This is a genomic window from Pacificibacter marinus (genome assembly GCF_018860665.1).
Classification (GTDB): Bacteria; Pseudomonadota; Alphaproteobacteria; order Rhodobacterales; family Rhodobacteraceae; genus Celeribacter; species Celeribacter marinus_A.
This window is the reverse complement of sequence record NZ_JAHKPK010000055.1, coordinates 1-20,841: the sequence shown is the minus strand read 5'-3', so window position 1 is coordinate 20,841 and position 20,841 is coordinate 1. Positions and strand designations below refer to the sequence as shown.

Here is a 20,841-nt window from a genome sequence, read left to right as displayed (position 1 = left end):
TCTATGGGTCTCCTGATAAGAATGTGTGTTTGGTGTCACCAATCAAGCTGGCGATGGTGTGCAGCAACATGACTGCTCCCGAAATTGGGATTGCGGCGTAAAATCCCCGCTCGGGGATTTGTAAGATCGGTGTGAGTGCAGCGGCTTTGTTAAACAAAACCCAGCCGTACCACGTCATTACGGCCAGAAATCCAGCGCATAAAATCGCAACGATACTGCGTAAGAACCAGCGGGCTTTACCGTCTGGCAGCATAAGTTCCAGCCAATCAACCTGAAAGTGGTCGCGCTTGATCCACAAAGCCGCAGAGCCAAAGAACACCATATATGCAAAGCTGCCGCGCACGATTTCATCGAACCAAGCAAAGCCACCAAGATCGAAACTGCGTGCCACAACATTGGTTAAGATAAGCAGGAACAAGACGGCCAAAGACAGCGATGCGATAATGCGCAGCGTGGCCTCGGTGAGTGTTTCAAGGCGTTTCATCAGTTGCCTCCCAAAACAAGATTCGGCAGCCAAACAGACAGCGCAGGGATCGTCACTACGCCCAGCAGAACCAAGCAAAGACCAAAGAGATAAGGCATCAAAGCCTTTGACAATCGACCCACTGAAATGCCTGCGATTGACCCGACAGCGAACAAGACCATACCCACAGGTGGCGTCAAAAGACCGACCATAGAGCACATGATCATGATCACGCCGAACTGTACCGGATCGATACCGATCTGTGTGACGATGGGCAAAAACAGCGGCACGGTCAGGACGATGACCGCGATGCCCTCAAGAAACATTCCCAGCACCAGCAAGATAAAGACGATGATCGCGAGGATCACAGCAGGGTTGTCTGAAAAACCCAACATCGCTTCAACAAGTTGGTTCGGAATGCGCTGTTGAATAAGCAACCAACCAAAGAACCCAGCCGCCGCAATTACAAACATAACGCGGATCGTATGGATCAGACTTTCCCAGACGATCTTGGGCAGGTCGCGCGGCTTGACTTCGCGGTAGACAAGCATCGACAACACCAGCGCATAGGCCGAAGCCACAGCCCCTGCTTCGGTGGGGGTAAAAATGCCGCCAAAGATGCCAGCGATGATGATAACAGGCGTGAACAACGACAGCGCACTGTCAAGGCCACTGGTGAAAATCTCTTTCCAATCAATATGGTCGCGGCGTGGCATCTTATGTATGCGCGCAACGATATAGACGGCGACCATCAGCGCGATGGCCATAAGCACCCCAGGCACGACACCTGCAAGAAAAAGCTTTGCGACGGACACTCCAGTGATGGATGAATATAGCACAAAGGGAATTGAGGGCGGAAACACAGGCCCGATGGTCGATGAGGCCGCGGTGATCGCAGCCGAAAAATCGCGGTCATAGCCGCGATCATTCATCGCCTGAAGTTCGACCTGCCCCAGCCCTGCGGCATCGGCCACAGCGGCGCCAGACATGCCCGAAAAGAACAAAGAGGCCAGCACATTGACCTGCCCCAACCCGCCACGGATATGCCCAACACAGGCATCAGCGAACCGAAAAATCCGTGTAGTGATACCGCCGGTATTCATCAGATTACCAGCGAGAATGAAAAACGGAATGGCCAGCAAGGTAAAGCCTGTGGTGGCCGAAAACATACGTTGCGGAACCATCGTCAGGATAAAGAAATCGCCCTGCAAGGCGTAGAAGCCAACGGCTGTGACGCCGAGGGCAAGCGCGATCGGCACACCAAAAATGATGAGCGCTATCAAAGCACCTAGGATAAGAAAAGTTGTCATGTTTTATCCGTGAAAGTTGAAAGGCACGAGGCGAAATCCGCCCAGATGCGTTCCGAGTACGTGATCCCGAGATGCGTCCTTACGCTATTTGTTGGCGGCGTAAGGACGTCTCGATATGGGTAGAAGTCAAACTTACTCGAGGAAGCCGAGGAAGGTATCCATGTTGTCTTGACCGCTGTATTCAGCAACGCGTGCACGCGCATCGCCCATCTTAGCCGCAAAAGGCGCAAGATCAGGGGTCGTTACTTTCATGCCGCGTTCAATCAGGCCTGCAACTTCGTCGGCTTCTTGCGCTTGAACAGCTTCGCGCATCATTGCGCCAGCAGCAGCACTTTCTTCGCGGATAATGCGTTGCTGGTTTGGTGTCAGCGCATCCCATTTGTCTTTGTTCACAACATGGACCATCGCGTTGTATACGTGACGCGTCATGGCCATATGTTCTTGGAAGTCATTGAGGTTGTAGTGATAAATCACGCCAACAGGGTTTTCTTGACCTTGAACGACACCTTGATTCAAGGCATTCGGCAGCTCAGGAAACGCGATCTGCGTTGTAGAGGCGCCAAGGCCTTCCATAGCGGCTACGATCTGCAATTCAGGCGGCGTGCGCAATTTCAAACCAACAACATCATCAGGTGTATTGATCGGCTTGATCGAGTTGGTGATGTTGCGGAAACCGTATTCCCAATGAGACAACATAACGAGCCCCTGCGCTTCCAACTTAGGCGCGACCCAATCGGTGAAATCACCATCCAGAACCGCATGCGCGTGCTCATAGCTGTTGAACGCGAAAGGTGTCATCGCTGTACCGAAGGCGCGATCGTATTTATCCAACCCGCCATGCGTTGGCAGCGTCATATCAACAGCGCCAAGAATGGTTTGTTCAAGTTGCTCAGGCGGTGAGCCCAGTTGGTTGGCTGGGAACAGCTCAATCTCAACCGCGCCGCCGGTGCGCGCGTTGACGTTTTCAGCGAATTGAACCGCCGCAAGGTGGCCTGGATGCGTTTCAGCCGCGAAATGCGCCAAGCGCAATGTCACATCTTGTGCGCTCGCAGAACTCAGTCCGGCGGCAAGCGCCAATCCTGTCATAAATGTTTTTTTTGTCAGCATGTTATCCTCCATAGATGCTGTTATTGGGGCTCAGTCCTCTAAACGAGCAACGACCCCCGTCAGTTCTTCATAGGCTTTGATGACAGCCGTGCAGCCCTCTTCGCCATGCCCCATAATCGAGGCCAAGGCGTAGGTTTGATGCACAGAGTCAGCCATAAAGCCGGGCAGTCCCGCATCCCCAAGCCATTCAGTGTAGTACCGGACGTCTTTTTGGGCATTTGCGAGCGACATATGGGGGGTAAAGTCCCGTTGCAGGGTCTTTTCCCCATATAGATCCATCATCCCAGACTTGCCTCCCGCAGCTGAAATGATGCTGATCACCTTCGACATATCCAAGCCCTCGCGCGCCGCCAAAGCAAAGCCTTCACAGAAGGCTGCAACATTGGCGAAGGCGATGAAGTTGTGGATCAATTTCAATCGGATCGCATGACCCGCTGGACCAACATGGAATATATTCTCGGCGTAGCAATCAAAGGTTGGGCGCAGTTCTTCCAGCAAATCTTCATCACCACCGAACAGAATATTCACCTGCCCCTTGTCTGCGTGAATAGGCGTGCGCGTCATTGGGCCTTCGCAATAGCGCAAACCGCGCGCATCACATTCGGCGCGCATTTTATCGACATGCGCCACCGATACGGTCGTATGGTCGAGAAAAATCGCACCCTTTTTCATGTGATCCAGAACACCGCCCGCACCCAGAGCCATTTTTTGCACCGCTTCCGCCGTGGAAATACAGACAGCGAAAACATCGCAGTCCGCTGCCATTTCTAAAGGCGTTGTGCCGCGTTTTGCGCCGAAACCCTCGGCCACTTTGATCTTTTCAGCGTCCAAATCGAGCGCAGTTACATCGCCCCCTTTAAGGGCGATATTCTTGACGACTCCGCCGCCCATTCCGCCCAAGCCGACAAATGCAATTTTCTTAGTCATGCGAATCCCTCCGTTGAACTGCAGAATACAGATTAGCAGTTGTCTGACAACCTGTTTTATGATTTACAGATTTGCATATGGCACATCCAAGTCGTAAACATAATCAAGTCAGCTTGAAGCCCATCAGGAACAGTTATGCAAAAATCGACCTTATTCGACGCCATCGCACGCCCACGCCGCCTCCCCGATGAGGTGGCTCAATCTGTTATGTCCGCCATAACGAGTGGCGCGCTCAAGCCTGGGGACAAATTGCCCAGCGAGGCTGAGATGTCTTCGAACTTCAACGTCGCGCGCACAGTGGTCCGCGAAGCGATTTCGCTGTTGAAATTTGATGGCGTCGTCGATTCGCGTCGTGGTGTCGGCGCTTTTGTTGCTAACCGCGAAGAACGCACATCCTTCCGCATCAGCCCTGCCTGTTTTGAGAAACGCCGCGAAATCATCAAGCTGCTGCAACTGCGTACCTCTGTACAATCAGGTGCCGCGGCATTGGCCGCCGAGCTGCGCACCGATGCGCAGATGGAAGTGATCGAAACTGTGCTGCAAGAGCTGCTGGAAGCGAACGATAAGGGGCCAGAAGCTGCGTTGGAAGAACGTGTCGAGGCGGAGTTGCGTCTGTACCAATTGATCACTGAAGCCTCTGAAAACGAATACTTTTGTGACGTGGTCAACATGATCGAAATGAATATACAGAACTATCTGCGCTCTGCGTTTTTGAAAAATGCGGCAGCCTGCGAGTTCGAACCGAACGTTATTTTGGAACATAAGGCCGTCGTGGCCGCAATTAGGGATCAGGCGCCAGAAACCGCACGGGTTGCGACCCGCAAACGGTTCTCGAACGCCTCTGACAGTTTGGCTGCGCGCAAAGATTTTGCCTAGCCCGACTGCGCGCACATCAATTCAAGGAGAGGGTATCATGGGACAATTCAAACATGGTGGGAAAGTGCTTGTCGAAGCGCTGGAACAACAGGGTGTCAAACGGGTCTATAGCGTACCGGGAGAAAGCTTTCTTGCCGCGCTGGACGGACTATATGATGCAGGTATCTCCAATATCGTAACCCGCCACGAAGGTGGCGCTGCGATGATGGCCGAAGCTTGCGGCAAGTTGAACGGCACACCCGGCGTCGCCTTTGTGACCCGTGGCCCTGGTGCGACGAATGCATCGGCGGGCGTGCATATTGCATTCCAAGATTCGACACCAATGATCCTGTTCGTGGGCCAAGTCGCCAGCGATCAACGTGACCGTGAAGCCTTTCAAGAAGTTGATTACCGCGCCATGTTCGGCCCTTTGGCAAAATGGGTTGCAGAAATTGATCGTGTTGACCGTATTCCTGAGTATGTAAACCGCGCGTTCCAAACCGCCCAATCAGGTCGCCCCGGCCCTGTGGTTTTGGCCCTGCCCGAAGACATGCTGTCATCCGCCTGCGACGCCGTTGCCACGCCACGCGCGACATTGCCGTCAGCGCAGGCCAATCAGGCCGATGTTGAAGCCGTTATTTCGGCAATGCGAAAAGCCGAGCGCCCTTTGGTTTTGCTTGGCGGGCGCAATTGGTCACCTGCGGCGGCAAAAGCCATGGCACATGTCGCTGAAACGCTCGACCTGCCCGTCGCGGCCTCGTTTCGCTGCCAAGACTATCTAGACAACCGCCACGCCAATTACGTTGGCGACGTTGGCATCGGCATCAATCCGAAACTGGCGCAATGCGTGCGCGATGCAGATGTGATTTTCAGCCTTGGTGCGCGGCTTGGCGAGATGACAACCAGCGGCTACACTTTGTTGGAAAGCCCTGTTTCCAAACAAAAGCTCGTGCATGTGCATCTTGACCCCAACGAATTTGGCCGCGTGTATCACCCGACACTTGCCGTGACTGCGGATGCGGGCGCACTTATCCAGCAGGTCTCGGCACAGTTGCAGGCGTCTAAGCCCGGCACCCGCAGCAATTGGACTGATACAGCGCGCAGCAACTTTGAAACATGGCAACAGCCTGTGGAAACACCCGGCGCGTTGAAAATGGAGAACGTTATCGCGCACCTTAATGACGTGCTGCCTGATAATGCCATCATCACCAATGGTGCGGGCAATTATTCGGCTTGGCTGCACCGTTATTACCGCTACCGCAATCACGGCACTCAACTGGCCCCGACCAGCGGATCGATGGGATACGGCTTGCCCGCCGCAGTCGCAGCCAAAATTGAACGCCCCGATCAAGAGGTCATTTGCTTGGCGGGGGATGGCTGCTTCCAAATGAGCATGCAGGAATTTGGTGTCGCTTGCGAGAACAATGCGAACATTATTGTGCTGATTTCAAACAACGGTATGTACGGAACCATTCGATTGCACCAGCAAAAGAAATTCCCCAAACGTCCCAGTGGTACGAACCTGCAAAACCCGAACTTCGCAGCTTTTGCAGAATGCTATGGCGCCTTTGGTGCTGTGGTCGAAACGGACGCAGAATTCGAAACAGCCTTGGCCGCAGCCCGTGCATCGGGCAAACCCACGATAATTGACATGCGCATTGACCCCAATGCCCTAAGCCCTATGGCCAAGCTCGAACAGATTGACACTTAAAGCGAAATCCCCCTTGCCGTCGCGCAATCGATGGTGAGGCGCTTAAGTGTCCAAGGCCATGTATTCCATCGCGAGTGCATGGCCTGAATATTGTCAAAAAACGAGAATGCGCCATCGGGTTTAACAACGCACCGCCATTGGTAAGCCGTGCAAACAAGCGCAAACAGCCCCTTACTCAGTGATCGGTGTCTTTCCATTTAACCGGCGTGACATATACGATGCTGTCATCAACACTGACCATCACATCGCCATCTTGAATGTTCACTTGCAACTTCATCGACCGGCTTGCCAGTGCGGCCAGCTCGGTGGTGTTTTGCTCGGTCAGGTTCAGAACTTGAAGATTGTCAAAGCGCGTGGTGCTGTTTTTGATTTTGTCCCACCACACCTCAGCCGTCCGGCCACCATAACAATAGATCACAACATTGTCGGATTTACCGCAGGATTGCCGCACGATCTTTTCACTTGGCAGACCCAAGGCCACCCACAACTCAAGCTCGTTGCTCAGGCTTTTTTGCCAGATATCAGGCTCGTCATCCGTTGACAGGCCCTTGGTCATTTCCAAGTTTTCATGCGCATTCAACGCAAAGGCCAAAAGGCGCACCATCAAACGTTCATCCGTCTCAGAGGGGTGTTTGGCGATCGTCAGCTTATGGGTCTCATAATAATGACGGTCCATATCCGACACGGAAAGTTCGACTTTATAAATAGTGGATTTTTGCGCCATGATCTGTCCTGACATAGATAAGATTGTGATGCTTAAGACGTCTAGCGACTTTGTGAAAGCGGATTCATAAAAACCTTTGAAATCCGACTGACAATGCTCCGTTTGATACCAGTCGCGCGTTTTGTGCCCCCGAGATGAATGTCACTGCACAAACGTAAAGTGATTGTAAGACCTTCGATGCCCATTGGAGCCCCGTGACATCGAATTCTAGGTTAAATCCACGATAAAAGAACGCGGACGATCCCGAAGGCTATGGGTTTTGAGCAATCAATAGGCCCTTCGTCAATTCAACCCATGGTAGATCTACTGGGAAAAGAGGCCCGCATTATTTCCTAGCGCGAAAGCGTCGGCAGAACCCTATCACGCACGGAAATCAAATGTTCACGCATACAGGCTTCGGCAAGGTCGGCATCGCGTGCCTCAATCGCGGCACAGATCGCCTCATGTTCGTCAAAGCTGCAATAGCTTGCGGCTGGGCCCGTGGTTTCGCGCGATTGTCCCCAAACGGTAGAACGCCTCACGACGTTTAGTGTCTCGAACAGATAAACAAGAAGCTTGTTTTGCGTGGCCTTGGCTATGATGGCATGAAGGTTGTTATCTTGTGCCTCATAACTACGCCAATCGGGCGCGGCGCGGCAGCGCTCATTACAGGTACGCATCGCGATGAAATCAGCGCGGGTGCCAGAATGTGCTGCCAACCGCGCGAGACTCGGTTCAATTGCTAATCGCGCAGCGATCACTTGGATAGGGCTGGCCAGTTCCCCAAGGTAGGCGACATCATTGAGATTGAGCACAGGGCGCGCGCCGACAAAGGTACCACGCCCGACGTGTCGCCAGATGAGTCCGTCTGCTTCCAAACAGTTCAAGGCCTTGCGCAGTTCACCGCGAGAAACCTTGAAATGTGCGGCAAGTTCGCGTTCGGGGGGCAAGCGTTCATTGTGTTGAAAGCCCTTTGATACGATGTACAGCCGAATGTTTTCGGCGAGAGTTGCGTTCAGTTTTTGATTCATTTTAAACCAATCTGTGAATTGGTTACCATCGGCAATCTATGCAAGGCTCGAAAACCTGATAACGTATCCCCAACAATGGCAGAGGATTTCGAACAATCAAGTCTGAACGGATAAAAATGTATTTGACCAATTATACATTGGTTACGCACTTTATCTCTACTGTCGCTGGTCTAATTAATGATGGCTTTTGCCTATTCTCCCCCCTTACGAAGGAAATGAAACACGATGCGTTTTACCACGATACTCTCAACAACCGGTCCTGTTGCCGTCGTAGAATTGGATGAAAACCAATATTTGCCAGTCGCTGCAGCGGCACGTGCGGCAGGTGCCACAGATCCGGCACTGCTGGAGGGCGGGTTGCAAGCCATCATCGAGGGCGGTGACGCTTCGCTTGCAGCATTGCGCGATATCGTTGCCAATGCGGCGCCTGAAATGACTGTGTCTGCTGAGGAAGCGCAGCACTGTGCCCCGCTTCCGGCGCCTGCAAAAAACGTATTTTGCGTTGGTCGCAATTACGCAGAACATATCGCCGAAGGCGCACGGGCGTTGAAAGCGAATATTGCCGTGACTGAGGTTCCAGTGTTTTTCACCAAACCACCAACCACAGTGACCGGACCATACGCCGACGTGCCTATCTTCCCACAGGTTTCGACCAGCATTGATTACGAGGTCGAATTGGCGGTGATCATCGGCAAACCCGGCCTCAACATTTCCAAAGAAAACGCATTCGATCATGTCTGGGGCTACACGGTCGTCAATGATGTGACCGCGCGCGACGTGCAACGCCGCCACGGCGGACAGTTTTTCAAAGGCAAAGCTTTTGATGGCTCTTGCCCGATGGGCCCCGTCATTGTCACCCGCGATGAGGTCACAGACCCCCACAATCTACGGGTGAGCACTGTTGTGAACGGCGAGACACGCCAAGATGGCAATACCTCGCAAATGATTTTTGATATCCCCACGCTTATCGCGTCCCTTTCAGAAGGCTTGACGCTGAACTCTGGCGATATCTTGGCCACAGGAACACCGTCTGGAGTTGGCTACGCGATGGAGCCACCACATTTCTTGAAGGATGGCGATGTCGTGGTGTGCGAAGTCGAAGGCATTGGTGCGTTGCGCAATACGATGCGCAACGTCTGATACGAAAACGGCGCAAGGTTTCCCGCGGGAGGCGGGATCCTTGCGTTATGAAAAGCAGAACAAATTGGAGGATATATGATGCTTACCAGACGTATTTTTACGGCTTTGATGATGAGCGCTGCGGCGATGACGCCCGTCGCAATGACAAGCCCCGCAGCAGCACAGGAACTCACAAAGATCACTTTCGTGTCGCCAAGCGCCTCGGCGATCAATTCATTCAGCATTCACACAGCCATCGGCGAAGGGTTCTTTGCGGATGAAGGACTTGAGGTCACAGCGCAGGCGATCAACGGGTCCGGCGCGGTGCTGCAAGCGCTCTCATCTGGGCAAGCTGATTTTGGACGCCCTGGTCCGGGACCATTGCTTGCAGCGCGTGGGCGCGGCGTGGATGCGGTGTTCATTTATAACCACGCGGCCAAAAATAACTTTGGTCTTGTTGTGCCTGATGCCAGCCCAGTGCAAACCCCCGCTGACTTGAAAGGCACTGTGATCGGCACTGGGTCAGCCGATGGCGCAGAAGTTGGTTTTGCGCGCAACGTGATGACCGGCTCTGGTCTTGTGGATGGCACTGATTATTCATTCTTGACTGTGGGCGATGGCGGTCCTGCCTCTGCTGGACTTAGATCCGGCGAGATTTCTGCCTATTCTGCTGCAGCTGCAGATGCGGCAGTTTTGAACCACCGCGGTGTTGCTGTGCGCGATATCACCCCACCTGAATTTGCCCGTTTCTTTGGCAATGGCTTGGTGACTATGGGCGATACCATCCGCGACAATCCTGAGCTGGTCGAAAAATTTGTCCGTGCAGTGTATCGCGGTCACATGTTTGCGCTGGACGAGGCCAATCGCGAAGCAGTTTTGGACGACATGGCAGCGGCCAACCCGCAAGAAAGCGAAGATCGCGAGTTCGCGAACGCACTGCTGGAAGCAATTATTGACCGGTCCATTCCAAACGATCTCAGCCATGGGTATGGTTACCAGCCACCTGAAGTTTGGGTCGAATGGCAGGACGTGCAAATTGCAGGCGGCGAATTGGCTGAACCTTTGCCCGATTTGACAGCGGCCTACACCAACGAGTTTACCTTCAAAGTGAACGGGAGCGCTAACTAATGCCTGCTGCCGCAGCCCTATCCCCTACCGACGCTCCTCGTGAGCCTGTTTATCAACTCAGTCATGTTGGCAAAACCTACGCACGTAACGCGGTTACCGCGTTGGATGATGTGAACTTGACCTTAAGAAAAGGCAGCTTCTCATCCGTTATCGGGTCCAGTGGCTGCGGCAAATCTACCCTTTTAAAAATCATGTCAGGCATGATCTCGCCGACCAAAGGGCGGGTAATGTTGCAAGACAAACCCGTCATGGGACCGCGTCGTGACATCGGGATGATGTTCCAGCAAGCGACATTATTTCCTTGGCGCACGACTTTGGAAAATATCGTTCTGCCGATTGAAATTCGTGATGGCAAAAAGGCTGCAAAAGCGGCTGAAGCGCAAGCGCGCGCATTGATGGAACTGGTCGGATTGAAAGGGTTCGAAGACACCTATGCAAACGAGCTGTCCGGTGGCATGGCGCAGCGCGCTTCGATCTGTCGGATGTTGATCACGGAACCTGCTGTTTTGCTATTGGATGAACCGTTCAGTGCGTTGGACGAACTCAGCCGCGATTTTATGAATATGGAATTGCAGCGAATTTGCACGTCGCGTGATGCGACGGCATTCTTAGTGACCCACTCCATCCCTGAGGCAGTGATCCTGTCAGATGTGGTTTATGTGATGAAACCGCGTCCTGGTCGGGTGGCCGAGGTGGTCGAAATCGATCTGCCGCGCCCGCGCACTTTGGACATGATGACCACACCGAAATTCGGGGCATTGGTCGAACATATCCGCAGCAGTTTGGACAAGGAGGCCTTTGTATGACACTTGAAAACATCACCGATACAGCGTCAGAGCATGAAGGCGATACCGTTTGGAGCGAAGGTGGCGGCTGGCTTGATCTGGTGCCGCGCTGGGTGCAAATGCTCTTTGTGTTTGTCGTGTTTGTTGCCCTTTGGGACGCGGTAACGCGGTTCGGTTTTGTCAGCCCGATCATTCTGCCATCACCGCTGGAAACTCTGCTTGATCTGATTTTTGTTGGTAAAAATATCTTTACGGGGGGCTATATGTTGGGCGCTCTCTGGATCACCCTGCAAGAGGTGTTCTATGGATTTTTGCTGGCATTGTTTATCGGTGTTGGTCTGGGCGTGATCGTTGGCGAAACGGCGTTCGGCGAACGGGCGATTATGCCTTATCTCGTGGCGATTGATACGATGCCAAAGGTGGCTTTCGCGCCTTTGTTCGTGGCGTGGTTGGGATTTGATATCGATAGTAAAGTGGCGTTGGCAGCCTTTATCGCGACCTTTCCCATCGTGGTGGGCACAGCAGCAGGGCTTCATGCGGCAGATACCAACAGTCGGTATCTGTTCAAAACCATGGGAGCGTCACGGTTGCAAACTCTGCTGAAACTTAAACTTCCGATGGCTTTGCCGCAGATGTTTACGGGGCTGAAAATCGCATCCGTGGGCGTGATGGCAGGGGCGATCACGGGTGAGTTTTTGGGCGGAGGCAAAGGTCTGGGTGAGTTGATCCGCACCGCAGCCAGTCAATTGAATACACCCCGCGTTTTCTCATTGATCCTGTATCTTTCAATCGTGGGCTTGATGCTATTTGCCTTTGTTTCATGGGTGCAACGCCGCTTTGTATTCTGGCACAAAGAACGTGTTCACGCTGGCGGAGAATGACAATCGCAGCATTTTAAAAACGGCGCTGACGGAAATTCCGTCAGCGTTTTCATGTCTAGAAACCAGCCTCTACATATTCTGCGTTTGGGTAGGGGCTAACCGATAAAAATCTCTGTGCGAACAGGTCTAATCCAATTAAATCAGCGCCAGCACAAAGGGCGCTTCCCTTTCAGAAAAATCGCCTTGTCATACCATAGCTGACGGGCAATGCCGCAAGACAAGCGTTTAGGGCATCCGAGGCACCTTTAGGCGCGCAGCGCGATGAAATATTCGCCTTTACCGAAGTCAGGCTAAGTCAACAGGCCTACAAATGTAAGTTGCGCACATTTGAAAATCCTTCAAACGTGCGCAACTGATTGGTTGAAGACCACAGCACATCTATACGTCAGCACCGATGGTGTCTTGTGAAAGTCTCGCGTGACAGCGGGTTAGTGCTTTACGCCCCGTGCTTTATGCTGTTTCCAGAACTTCAAAACGAAGGGCGAGAACGTCACAAAGACAGTCATAGTAAAGAACAGCAATGCAATCGGCCGCGTTACAAAGATCATGGCACTGCCATCTGACAAGATCAAAGATTGACGCATGGATTCTTCAACCATTCCACCAAGGATCAATGCAATCACCATTGGCGCTGTCGGATACTCGAACTTGATCATCGCATATCCCACGCAACCAAAGATCAGAGCGATCATCACTGAATTGAGAGAGTTTGAAATCGTATAAGCCCCAATCAAGCACATGATCAGGATGATAGGCAGCAAAATCGCATCGGGAATATTTACAATCCGATCAAACCATTTCAATGCAAAACGACCCTGAAAATACATGACAATATTGGCTAGAATGAAGCTCAGCATGATCGTGTACATCAGCCCACCTTGTTCCACGAATAACTGTGGCCCTGGTGTAAGCCCATGAATCAACAACGCCCCCAAGAAAATTGCGGCGACAGTGTTGCCGGGAATGCCCAAGGTCAATGTCGGGATCAACGTCGCAGCCGTCACGCCGTTGTTGGCACTTTCAGAGGCCGCGATGCCCTCCAAGCTGCCATTGCCGAACAACTCGGGTTCCTTTGACGCCCGTTTGGCTTCGTCATAAGCGATGAAAGAGGCAATGCTGCCGCCGGTCCCCGGGATGACGCCAACCACGATACCAATCACGCTTGATTTAACAATCGTCCAGTAGTGAGGAACAATATCACTCCAACGGATTGACTGTTTTTTCGACCCGTCTTTTGCGATCTTGCGCGGCGTTGCACGCTTGCCAATCTGATTGAAAATTTCCGCAATCGCGAAAATACCGATAAAGACCTCGATCATGCCGATGCCGCCATAGAGGTAGAATGTATTGAACGAAAATCGTGGCACCCCTACAAGTGGATCAACACCAACGGTGGCAATCAAAAGGCCGAACAATGCGGCCACAAAGCCTTTGGATAAAGACTGACCACTGACGCGTGCGATGATTGTGAGGCCAAAAAAGGTAAGCGCAAACCGTTCAGGCGGACCAAACGCAAGCGCGGTTTTTGCCAACATAGGCGCGAAAAAGATGAGCGCGATGGCGCTGATCAACCCACCTAAAACAGACGCATGCAGTGCAACGCTAAGGGCTTCAAACGAGCGCCCCTTTTGAGTGAGAGGATAGCCATCCCATGCGGTTGCCGCAGACGATGGTGTGCCCGGAGTATTGATCAAAATGGCGGAAATCGACCCCGCATAAGTCCCAGCACAATAAACTCCCGTCAACAAAACGATCCCAGACTCAGGAGGCATATCAAACGTGAACGGAAGGACTAAGGTCACCGCAAGCGTAACAGTTAAACCCGGCAGTGAGCCAAACACCATACCAATGGCTGTGCCAATGATGATGAGCATGATGTTTTGCCACATCGATACAATGCCGATGGCAAAGAAAATGTTGTCAAACACAGTATGCCCCCTCAGTCAAACAGGCTGCCGCTTGGAAGGTAGACCTTCAAAACGACACCCAATAGGGAATTTACAGGAAAACTCAGCGCGAGAGACACCAGAACGATTTGAACCCAAGTACAGCGCCCTATGATCAACATGATCGATGTGATCAAAAGGATCGTCGCAATATTATACCCTATAAAAGGGAGCAAAATGATCCAGGATGCGATGGCAATAAACGCCAAAAATACCAATCCATAACGCGTTTTAGGTGGTGGATCATCCGTTGTATCGGCAGGTGTGCTTTGGATATGCGCCCAAACCGCCGCGACAATTGAAAACAAGCTGAAAACCATTATGGCGCCTGCGATGATATAAGGCATGGTACGGGCACTGACGCCGCTTAACCCATCGGTCCCGAAATCGGCGATTTGGCTGGGAATGCTCGCCATAAAGAAAGCTCCGACCAACAAGGTGACGATAGACGGAATGCTGTCTTTCAAACCAGATGAAAGGGATGACATGTCTCAAATTCCTTTAGCTTGAGAATGGAAGTTACATGCTGCCGAGACGGTCCGCCACGAGTTCGCATTGTAAACGAGAACGAGCGAGCGCAAGGAATGCGCCCGCTCTGGGAGGAAAAAATCTACGGATTGATAATGCTACCAAAGAAATCCCAGTCTCTGTTCAACTTCGCCATGATTTCCTCGCCATTTCGCACAAGGCTCTCTTGCTTGCGCGTGACAGTGAAGGCCTTAAACTCATCACTGTTGGCGGCTTTCAAAAAGGCGTCTTCAAGCACAGCGATCACATCGTCGGGGGTCTCTTTCGGAGCAAGAAGATACCATTCAACGGTGGCCACAAGATCGAGTCCCTTTTCCTTAAACGTTGGAACGTCGGGAAAGGAATCTAGACGTTCTTCAGACGATACCGCAAGCAATCGGGTTTCGCCGGCTTCGATGCTTGGCACCATAGAACCGGGGGTTCCCCCGATGAGATCAACATGACCGCCACGAATGGCCGCGATCGCTTGGGAACCGCCCTGAAACGGGACATCACGGAATTTGACTCCACTTTCCGCAAACAAGGACTTCATCAACGTGTGGTGAACACCGCCAACGCCAGAATGGCCACGGTCCACAACTGTATCGGTGCCCGCTTCAGCGAGGAAGTCTTCTAGTGTCTCCCAAGGAGAATCCGTTCTAACGGCGATAGAACTTGGTGCGTAGCTTACCCCCACGATCCCACGAAAATTATCGACTGTATATGGCACATTCAAAGAATGCGGCGATGTAACCAAAGCATCCGAAGCTCCGAAGTATAGCGTATACCCATCAGCCTTAGCTGCTGCGGCCTCGGCTGTGCCAACAGTTCCAGAGCCGCCGGACCGGTTTATAATCGCGATGGGTTGGGGCAGATATTTTTCGGCTTCTTTAGCCAGAAAACGTCCTGTGGTGTCAGTCCCGCCCCCCGCACCGTAGGGCACAATGACGCTGATCGGCTTGTTCGGAAAGTCAGCAGCCATGGCTGTGGTTGTAAAAGACGCAGTGACAGCAGCCACCAAAGCCATAAAGCTTTGAGCTGCCAGTTTGGACTTAACTGCGCTGATTGAAAATTTATGTAGCATCGGTTCCTCCTCTGGATGCTGATCCATATTTGAACAGTTCGGTCATGAACGTTGAGACGGATCTGCACCCATCTCGCGTCCCCTCCTAGAATGAGACGAACTGCTTTAGATAATAGCTGGGCAACCTTCCCAACCGGACATGGCGCATAGCGCTCGGTCCAGTGGGCACTTCATCCCTCCCCCCTTTTTCTCATCGGCATTCGATCAAATTGGCCTCCACCCAAAACGATCAAACCCACGACACGACCTCACCTAAGCTGATCACCAACACAATTGGTGTCCCGAGTGCTTTTGCCGCATCTCGCTGCATAGCTATTGCCTTGCCCTAAACTGCTATAGTAGAATAGTAGTCAAGTCAATCCTCGGCTTATTGATTTTCGATGTGCACATTTGAGGAAACTTATTAAACAGGCTATGTTTTCCCAAAGACAGGAAAACCGGTTCAAGGAACGTTGGTAAAAATGCAGCACAAACTTTACAAAGATGACAGGCAGTCAGCAGCAGATTTCGTTTTCGAACAACTGTACAGTGACATCATCTCATTGAAACTTTTGCCGGGCGCTAAACTGTCTGAGATGGAGGTCGCCCGCAATTTTGGCGTGTCCCCGCAACCTGTCCGAACTGCGTTTCATAGATTGAGCAATAATGACCTGCTTGTGGTACGCCCACAACGTGCGACCCGTGTGCGCGGATTTACACTCGAAGATATCCAAGAGGCGCAATTTATCCGCATGTCTGTTGAAATGGAAGTGCTCTATCGTGCTTGCGACGTTTGGGATGAAGCGCGCAACATAACGCTTCTGGAAAACCTTGAGAAACAAAAACGCTGCGTTGAAGCTGTCGATGCAGAGGGATTAGAAGCGCTCGATTACGAATTCCACAGGCTCATTTGTGATCTCGCGGGATACCCAAAGGCGTTTGATACGATCAAACGTCAAAAACAAAAAATATGCCGCCTATGCAGTCTTGAAATGCAGCAAAAGAAAAGCGAATTGCGCGCGATACTTACAGACCATTTGAATATTGCACACCATCTTGAAATGCGCTCATTGGACAAGTTGCTCATTGCGGCCCGCAAGCATTTTAACCGCCTAGACGAGACCATAGAGTATCTGCACCGGGTGCATTCAGAGTACTTCGACATCGATTGATGCGCCAGAGTACATTAAATTTATTATAAAATTCCGTGACTTAATGATATTTTAAATAAGCGTCGCATGAAACCTTTAAACTGTTTGAGCCTCGCCCATTAATGTGGTCCGCCCTTATAGTTAGGAAAACGGAGGACCAACGATGGTCATTAGAAAGACCCAAGCCAAAAAATATTGTCGTTAAGTTAGGGTAGATTGAAGTGCTGATGGGGCAAAGTATACCCCGGATTGATGCGATCAGACGGATCAGCGTGACTGAACAAACCTATGCCCGCCCACCAGCGCCCGAAGTCATCGCTCTGATGGACCAAAGGCCAGTCATGCACTAACTTTCCAATGGGACCACTCAAGCAGGGCAGTTCTTTAAAACTCCTCCAAAATAACTGCAGGCAGATCTTCAACTGGTCGAATTGACATCAAAGACCCTTTGTTTTCAAAAGGCATTTTTGTAGCTGAAATCAAGCAAGTATAGAGGCGTTAATGTACAACTTGCACGTCTGCGCACCTCTGTGCGTTCGATGAGGCGTATATTGTTGCGATTTCGACTTGATAATCCGCCGCCACTCACGCAAAAACACTCCAAGTGGTCCCTTAGCTCAACTGGATAGAGCAGCTGCCTTCTAAGCAGCAGGTTTGAGGTTCGAGTCCTCAAGGGATCGCCAATATTTCATTTTTTGTAGATGGGGCATAAGAATGCACAAAATGGCATTTTTCCATGCACACCCTGTCAAGCTTTATTTTGAGGCAACGCAAAAATATATCGCAAGACTTTGATAATAAGAGATTTTTGTATTCATGAGCATTTGGATGAAATATCCATTTTCTCTGAGAGGGCCCTCTATCAAGAACGAAAGAGCAGAGTTGGCCCGCGCGCGCCTAGCAACATGCAATCACATTATCGGGGTCGTGGCACCCAAACAAGCTTTCTGACAACGGGCTATATACCGCATCATCGATATTCGCTCTCGCTATGTGGGTCTTCGCGACATTTGAGCCGGCGCATACTTTGGTAAACAGCGCAATCAAACTTTGCGAACAGCATGGAACCGCAGCGCGGTCTATGGCAGCATCCTGAAATGATCGAATTCCGCACTCTCGCCGATGACCACCCCGATTTAGCGCATTCTCCACTGCTGCGAGGGGCTTTGCTGATCCTGCAATACACGCAGCAGCACGGATCAATCGGCCTCACCAAAACCAAGGCCTTTAAACGCGCCTTCGTCCATTGGTCCGTAGAGCATTTCGACTGGCCGGGCAAAAGCGCAAAGGAAATGTTCCGCTACAATAAGGTAATCAACGAATTTGAATTTCCGCCGCTCGAGATTCTGCATTTTCTCCTGATTTCGCTGCGCTTGGGGCGTCATTTCAAAGGCGAGTTCCGGCTGACGAAACGTAGCACCGAGCTGGCACAAGCCCCTGGCCGCTTGTTCGCCGAGTTGATCCCATACTTCGTGCTTCAGGTGGATCACGCTTCCTATGCACGCCTCGACGACCGTCCCTTCGGAAAATGGGATGTCTGGTTGAATGTGATTAACGTGGAAGCCGATCATGGCACGACCGAGGCTGCCTTATTCGAAACCTTCTATGATGAGCCACAAGATTGGCACACTGCAGGATGGCGAGAAATGGCCGCGTTTTCATCTTACGTGCTGCGGCCGCTCGAATGGGCAGGATTGCTGGTCGAGACTCGCGAGGACGACGCCGACAAACCGGTCTGCCATCTGTTCAAATCCCCGCTCTGGCGCAGTGTGCTCAACCTTGACACCGACAACATGTTGCGATCGATAGCCCGTTCAGTGATATAACTTCCACTGCTTGCCAGATCGGACATTTTTGAGTGTGATGCCCCTAGAATGGTGAGAACGGCCCAAACCTGCCTTTGATCAGTGCCGATCAATGCTGCAGTTGCAACCCAAATAGCGGACATTGGACCGTCACTAAATCTACCGAACTCCAAAAATGATATATGTTGGTCGATGACTGGTTGGAGGCTACTTCGCTCGGCAGCACGCCTGCCCAGTCGGCGACATGACAGCCCGCTAGTTAATTATTTTCCGACAGCCTCCTGCCATTCTCTCAACCTCTCATTAAAGAACTCGTGGTCAAAGTCTCGGATACCAAGTTCGCGAATTTCTCGCCCGTCGTCCCACGTTAGAAATGCAGATCTAATTGCCAAAATCGGCAAGTCACCAACGTGCGCGGCCTCCAATCCCGGCAAGATATTATGACCGTGAAGTCCTTCTTTCTTCCACTTTTGGAGTAGAGCTTCGGGTGATAGCAATTGTTGTCTCACAGCGTCGCGTTCGATTTCAAGCCACACAGCGCCTTGCCAGCTCCGAACATATGGAACAAAGAAATGCCAGGAGCTCACTGGAAACTGCTTCTCATAGCTCTCCGGATGGAACCCATCGAAGTCAAATAGGCTTATGCCTCCAATCGTTCGAGAAATTGGATAATTTTTCGGTCCATTGGCTGTATTTGACCTATCACGATCATGGATATCCGGTTCTACTAAGATTGCCTGAGCTTCAACGATTGACATTAAGCGGTCAGGACGGGTGGTGTGCCACAACCCGCCGTGAAGCCTGCAGTGCAGTTCGTCCATGTTCCCCATATTCAAGCTCCTTATGTGCCTTATGTGCCTTATGCCCGACGCCTTCGGTCAGTAGTAGCGCTTGTAGTCCGCATCTATCCCAGCGAGCTCAGCTAGTTCGTCGAGAATTCGGATACACAGGCTCATAAGAAGCAGTGTACGTTCTGGATCATCCCAGCTTTCGACACCGTGCTTACCTCCGTGGAAGAGATTATTTCGAACCGTCTTGAGGAGCCGCACAACTCTCGCTAGTTCAGATGGCTGATCGTCAAAGCCGACTGGAACGAACTCAAGCTCGTGTTGCCCAACAATCTGACGCTGTGGGGCCTCGTCAACCAGCTGGAAGCCCGCGGCGGATGGGTCATAGTCTGCTTCGTGCGCCTTGATAAACTGGTCCCATCCAGGTTCAGCGCGTGAGCCTGGGCTCGGGTTCTTCAAGAACTTATTCTCTTTGAGAGCGAACTCAAACCTCGAAAACCAATAGAAGAATTCGAATGCTCGGCTGCGCACGTCGGGAGCGATATCTTCAAGTCTCATCATAGCCTCCATACCACGTCAAACATTGTGCAAAAGTCCTGATTTATGCACGCTTTCATCATTGATCTGCTCCGGGCTTTTGCACCAGCTCACCCAAACCCAGAAATTCTTTCCACGCTTTGCCTATTAGCTACCCGCGATGTACTCGGCCCATTCCAGCCATTGACCAAGACTTGCCGATGCTGCGCCAGGGCCCGTCAAAATAGTCATTCTCTCGTTATTCTGGCCATTGGGCCTTTCAGCCAGGCCAGAAAACAACCATTCGTTCCACTAAAAGAGAATTAGGTGAGGAACCCACCTTACGGAATTTAGCGCCGCTTGCTTTGATCGCCTTTACAATACCCGGTGCCGGATGCTTCCAGCTCGAATTTTTCGGTTGGGCCGCTACTATCCAGAGTTCTGCGTCAACTACTGGCAGATCAGGATCAAAATTGTGCTCGGATCCGTGATGAGGAAGCATGAAGGTGGTGACCCAGTCTAACTCTTCACTATAGTGATCTTGGTATTTCCGCACCGTCTGGGGATCGAGAAAGCACGCATCCCCAGTTCCCAACCAACCAACGCGGGCACAATCGCGTTTTTGGGATTTATATACTACGGCACCGGCTTCCTCAGGCTTTATTGGGCCAGAGTATAAGGACATTGAAGTTTCGTTTTTGTCGCCGAAAGCCCAGGCATAAGCTCGAGACAGGGTGGTCCGGTGCTTCGTTACCAATGACCGACGCGCTTCCTTACTTTGGGCTTTTTTACGGAAACTTGTCTGACGTCAGCACCCGTGGGACAGATTTGAGGATTTGAATAACGGAGGATTTCTGGTTCATCTTATCGATTAGGAGATCGAGATGACGAAGAAGCCCCAGACATCAAAAGACGCCGCCGACAAGGTGGTTAAGAACATCCGCCGCAAGACGCGGCAAACCTATTCAGCTGAAGAGAAAATCCGCATCGTCTTGGCGGGCCTGCGTGGCGAGGAAAGCATCTCGGTGCTATGCCGTCGCGAGGG

Annotated in this window: 20 protein-coding genes, 1 tRNA gene and 1 pseudogene; 10 read left to right on the top strand and 12 right to left on the bottom strand. The window is 51.8% G+C overall.

Annotation, left to right across the window (positions count from 1 at the left end):
• Position 1: 1 nt before the first annotated feature.
• From KO497_RS14030 to KO497_RS14015, 4 genes are all read right to left on the bottom strand, one after another.
• Entirely contained in the window at positions 2-484 is a 483-nt protein-coding gene (locus tag KO497_RS14030; protein WP_215944583.1) for a TRAP transporter small permease, read from the bottom strand.
• Positions 484-1,773, bottom strand: coding sequence for a TRAP transporter large permease (locus tag KO497_RS14025; protein WP_215944582.1), 1,290 nt, complete (start codon positions 1,771-1,773; stop codon positions 484-486). The genes KO497_RS14030 and KO497_RS14025 overlap by 1 nt, the downstream gene beginning before the upstream one ends.
• Positions 1,774-1,905: 132 nt before the next feature.
• Positions 1,906-2,880 carry a TRAP transporter substrate-binding protein gene (locus tag KO497_RS14020; protein WP_215944581.1) on the bottom strand — a complete coding sequence of 325 codons (975 nt, stop codon included), beginning with the start codon at positions 2,878-2,880 and terminating at the stop codon, positions 1,906-1,908.
• A gap of 30 nt (positions 2,881-2,910) precedes the next feature.
• Complete coding sequence (locus KO497_RS14015; RefSeq protein WP_215944580.1) at positions 2,911-3,807, bottom strand: NAD(P)-dependent oxidoreductase; 897 nt, start codon at positions 3,805-3,807, stop codon at positions 2,911-2,913.
• A gap of 135 nt (positions 3,808-3,942) precedes the next feature.
• On the opposite strand from KO497_RS14015, the gene KO497_RS14010 reads away from it, so the two are divergent.
• Together KO497_RS14010 and KO497_RS14005 are read left to right on the top strand one after the other, a co-directional pair.
• Positions 3,943-4,683, top strand: coding sequence for a FadR/GntR family transcriptional regulator (locus KO497_RS14010; protein ID WP_215944579.1), 741 nt, complete (start codon positions 3,943-3,945; stop codon positions 4,681-4,683).
• A gap of 37 nt (positions 4,684-4,720) precedes the next feature.
• Positions 4,721-6,373 (top strand): thiamine pyrophosphate-binding protein, encoded by a 1,653-nt coding sequence (locus KO497_RS14005; RefSeq protein WP_215944578.1) that lies wholly within the window; start codon positions 4,721-4,723, stop codon positions 6,371-6,373.
• 175 nt (positions 6,374-6,548) lie between these two features.
• Here the strand turns inward: KO497_RS14005 and KO497_RS14000 are convergent, their stop codons facing one another.
• Positions 6,549-7,097 (bottom strand): YaeQ family protein, encoded by a 549-nt coding sequence (locus KO497_RS14000; protein ID WP_215944577.1) that lies wholly within the window; start codon positions 7,095-7,097, stop codon positions 6,549-6,551.
• 332 nt (positions 7,098-7,429) lie between these two features.
• Complete coding sequence (locus KO497_RS13995) at positions 7,430-8,107, bottom strand: FadR/GntR family transcriptional regulator (protein WP_215944576.1); 678 nt, start codon at positions 8,105-8,107, stop codon at positions 7,430-7,432.
• Between the two features lie 225 nt (positions 8,108-8,332).
• On the opposite strand from KO497_RS13995, the gene KO497_RS13990 reads away from it, so the two are divergent.
• The 4 genes from KO497_RS13990 to KO497_RS13975 all read left to right on the top strand — a co-directional run bounded on the left by KO497_RS13990 (position 8,333) and on the right by KO497_RS13975 (position 12,020).
• Positions 8,333-9,247, top strand: coding sequence for a fumarylacetoacetate hydrolase family protein (locus KO497_RS13990; RefSeq protein ID WP_215944575.1), 915 nt, complete (start codon positions 8,333-8,335; stop codon positions 9,245-9,247).
• 75 nt (positions 9,248-9,322) lie between these two features.
• On the top strand, positions 9,323-10,354 hold the full coding sequence (locus KO497_RS13985) for an ABC transporter substrate-binding protein (protein WP_252729682.1): 1,032 nt from the start codon (positions 9,323-9,325) through the stop codon (positions 10,352-10,354).
• Positions 10,354-11,160 (top strand): ABC transporter ATP-binding protein, encoded by an 807-nt coding sequence (locus tag KO497_RS13980; protein ID WP_215944574.1) that lies wholly within the window; start codon positions 10,354-10,356, stop codon positions 11,158-11,160. Before KO497_RS13985 ends, KO497_RS13980 begins: the two co-directional genes overlap by 1 nt.
• 11 nt (positions 11,161-11,171) lie before the next feature.
• Positions 11,172-12,020 carry an ABC transporter permease gene (locus tag KO497_RS13975; RefSeq protein WP_436799297.1) on the top strand — a complete coding sequence of 283 codons (849 nt, stop codon included), beginning with the start codon at positions 11,172-11,174 and terminating at the stop codon, positions 12,018-12,020.
• A gap of 428 nt (positions 12,021-12,448) precedes the next feature.
• On the opposite strand, the gene KO497_RS13970 is transcribed toward KO497_RS13975, so the two are convergent.
• From KO497_RS13970 to KO497_RS13960, 3 genes are all read right to left on the bottom strand, one after another.
• Positions 12,449-13,948 (bottom strand): tripartite tricarboxylate transporter permease, encoded by a 1,500-nt coding sequence (locus KO497_RS13970; RefSeq protein ID WP_215944572.1) that lies wholly within the window; start codon positions 13,946-13,948, stop codon positions 12,449-12,451.
• A gap of 11 nt (positions 13,949-13,959) precedes the next feature.
• The gene (locus KO497_RS13965) at positions 13,960-14,454 is read right to left on the bottom strand and encodes a tripartite tricarboxylate transporter TctB family protein (protein WP_215944571.1); all 495 of its coding nucleotides are present in this window, start codon (positions 14,452-14,454) and stop codon (positions 13,960-13,962) included.
• Positions 14,455-14,576: 122 nt separating this feature from the next.
• Positions 14,577-15,557 carry a Bug family tripartite tricarboxylate transporter substrate binding protein gene (locus KO497_RS13960; protein ID WP_215944570.1) on the bottom strand — a complete coding sequence of 327 codons (981 nt, stop codon included), beginning with the start codon at positions 15,555-15,557 and terminating at the stop codon, positions 14,577-14,579.
• A 461-nt stretch (positions 15,558-16,018) separates the two neighbouring features.
• Between KO497_RS13960 and KO497_RS13955 the strand changes: the two genes are divergently transcribed.
• The 3 genes from KO497_RS13955 (at position 16,019) to KO497_RS13945 (ending at position 18,513) form a co-directional block, all read left to right on the top strand.
• Positions 16,019-16,708, top strand: coding sequence for a GntR family transcriptional regulator (locus tag KO497_RS13955; protein ID WP_215944569.1), 690 nt, complete (start codon positions 16,019-16,021; stop codon positions 16,706-16,708).
• Positions 16,709-17,293: 585 nt separating this feature from the next.
• Positions 17,294-17,370: transfer RNA gene (locus KO497_RS13950), tRNA-Arg, on the top strand.
• Between the two features lie 378 nt (positions 17,371-17,748).
• A complete protein-coding gene (locus KO497_RS13945; protein WP_252729681.1) occupies positions 17,749-18,513 on the top strand; it encodes a hypothetical protein in 765 nt (254 codons plus the stop codon).
• Between the two features lie 242 nt (positions 18,514-18,755).
• On the opposite strand, the gene KO497_RS13940 is transcribed toward KO497_RS13945, so the two are convergent.
• The 3 genes from KO497_RS13940 to KO497_RS13930 all read right to left on the bottom strand — a co-directional run bounded on the left by KO497_RS13940 (position 18,756) and on the right by KO497_RS13930 (position 20,481).
• Positions 18,756-19,322 carry a hypothetical protein gene (locus tag KO497_RS13940; RefSeq protein ID WP_215944568.1) on the bottom strand — a complete coding sequence of 189 codons (567 nt, stop codon included), beginning with the start codon at positions 19,320-19,322 and terminating at the stop codon, positions 18,756-18,758.
• A 48-nt stretch (positions 19,323-19,370) separates the two neighbouring features.
• Positions 19,371-19,841, bottom strand: coding sequence for a hypothetical protein (locus tag KO497_RS13935; protein ID WP_215944567.1), 471 nt, complete (start codon positions 19,839-19,841; stop codon positions 19,371-19,373).
• A gap of 235 nt (positions 19,842-20,076) precedes the next feature.
• A complete protein-coding gene (locus KO497_RS13930) occupies positions 20,077-20,481 on the bottom strand; it encodes a hypothetical protein (RefSeq protein ID WP_215944566.1) in 405 nt (134 codons plus the stop codon).
• A gap of 199 nt (positions 20,482-20,680) precedes the next feature.
• Between KO497_RS13930 and KO497_RS13925 the strand changes: the two are divergent.
• Positions 20,681-20,841, top strand: a pseudogene (locus tag KO497_RS13925) (IS3 family transposase); the annotation flags it as partial.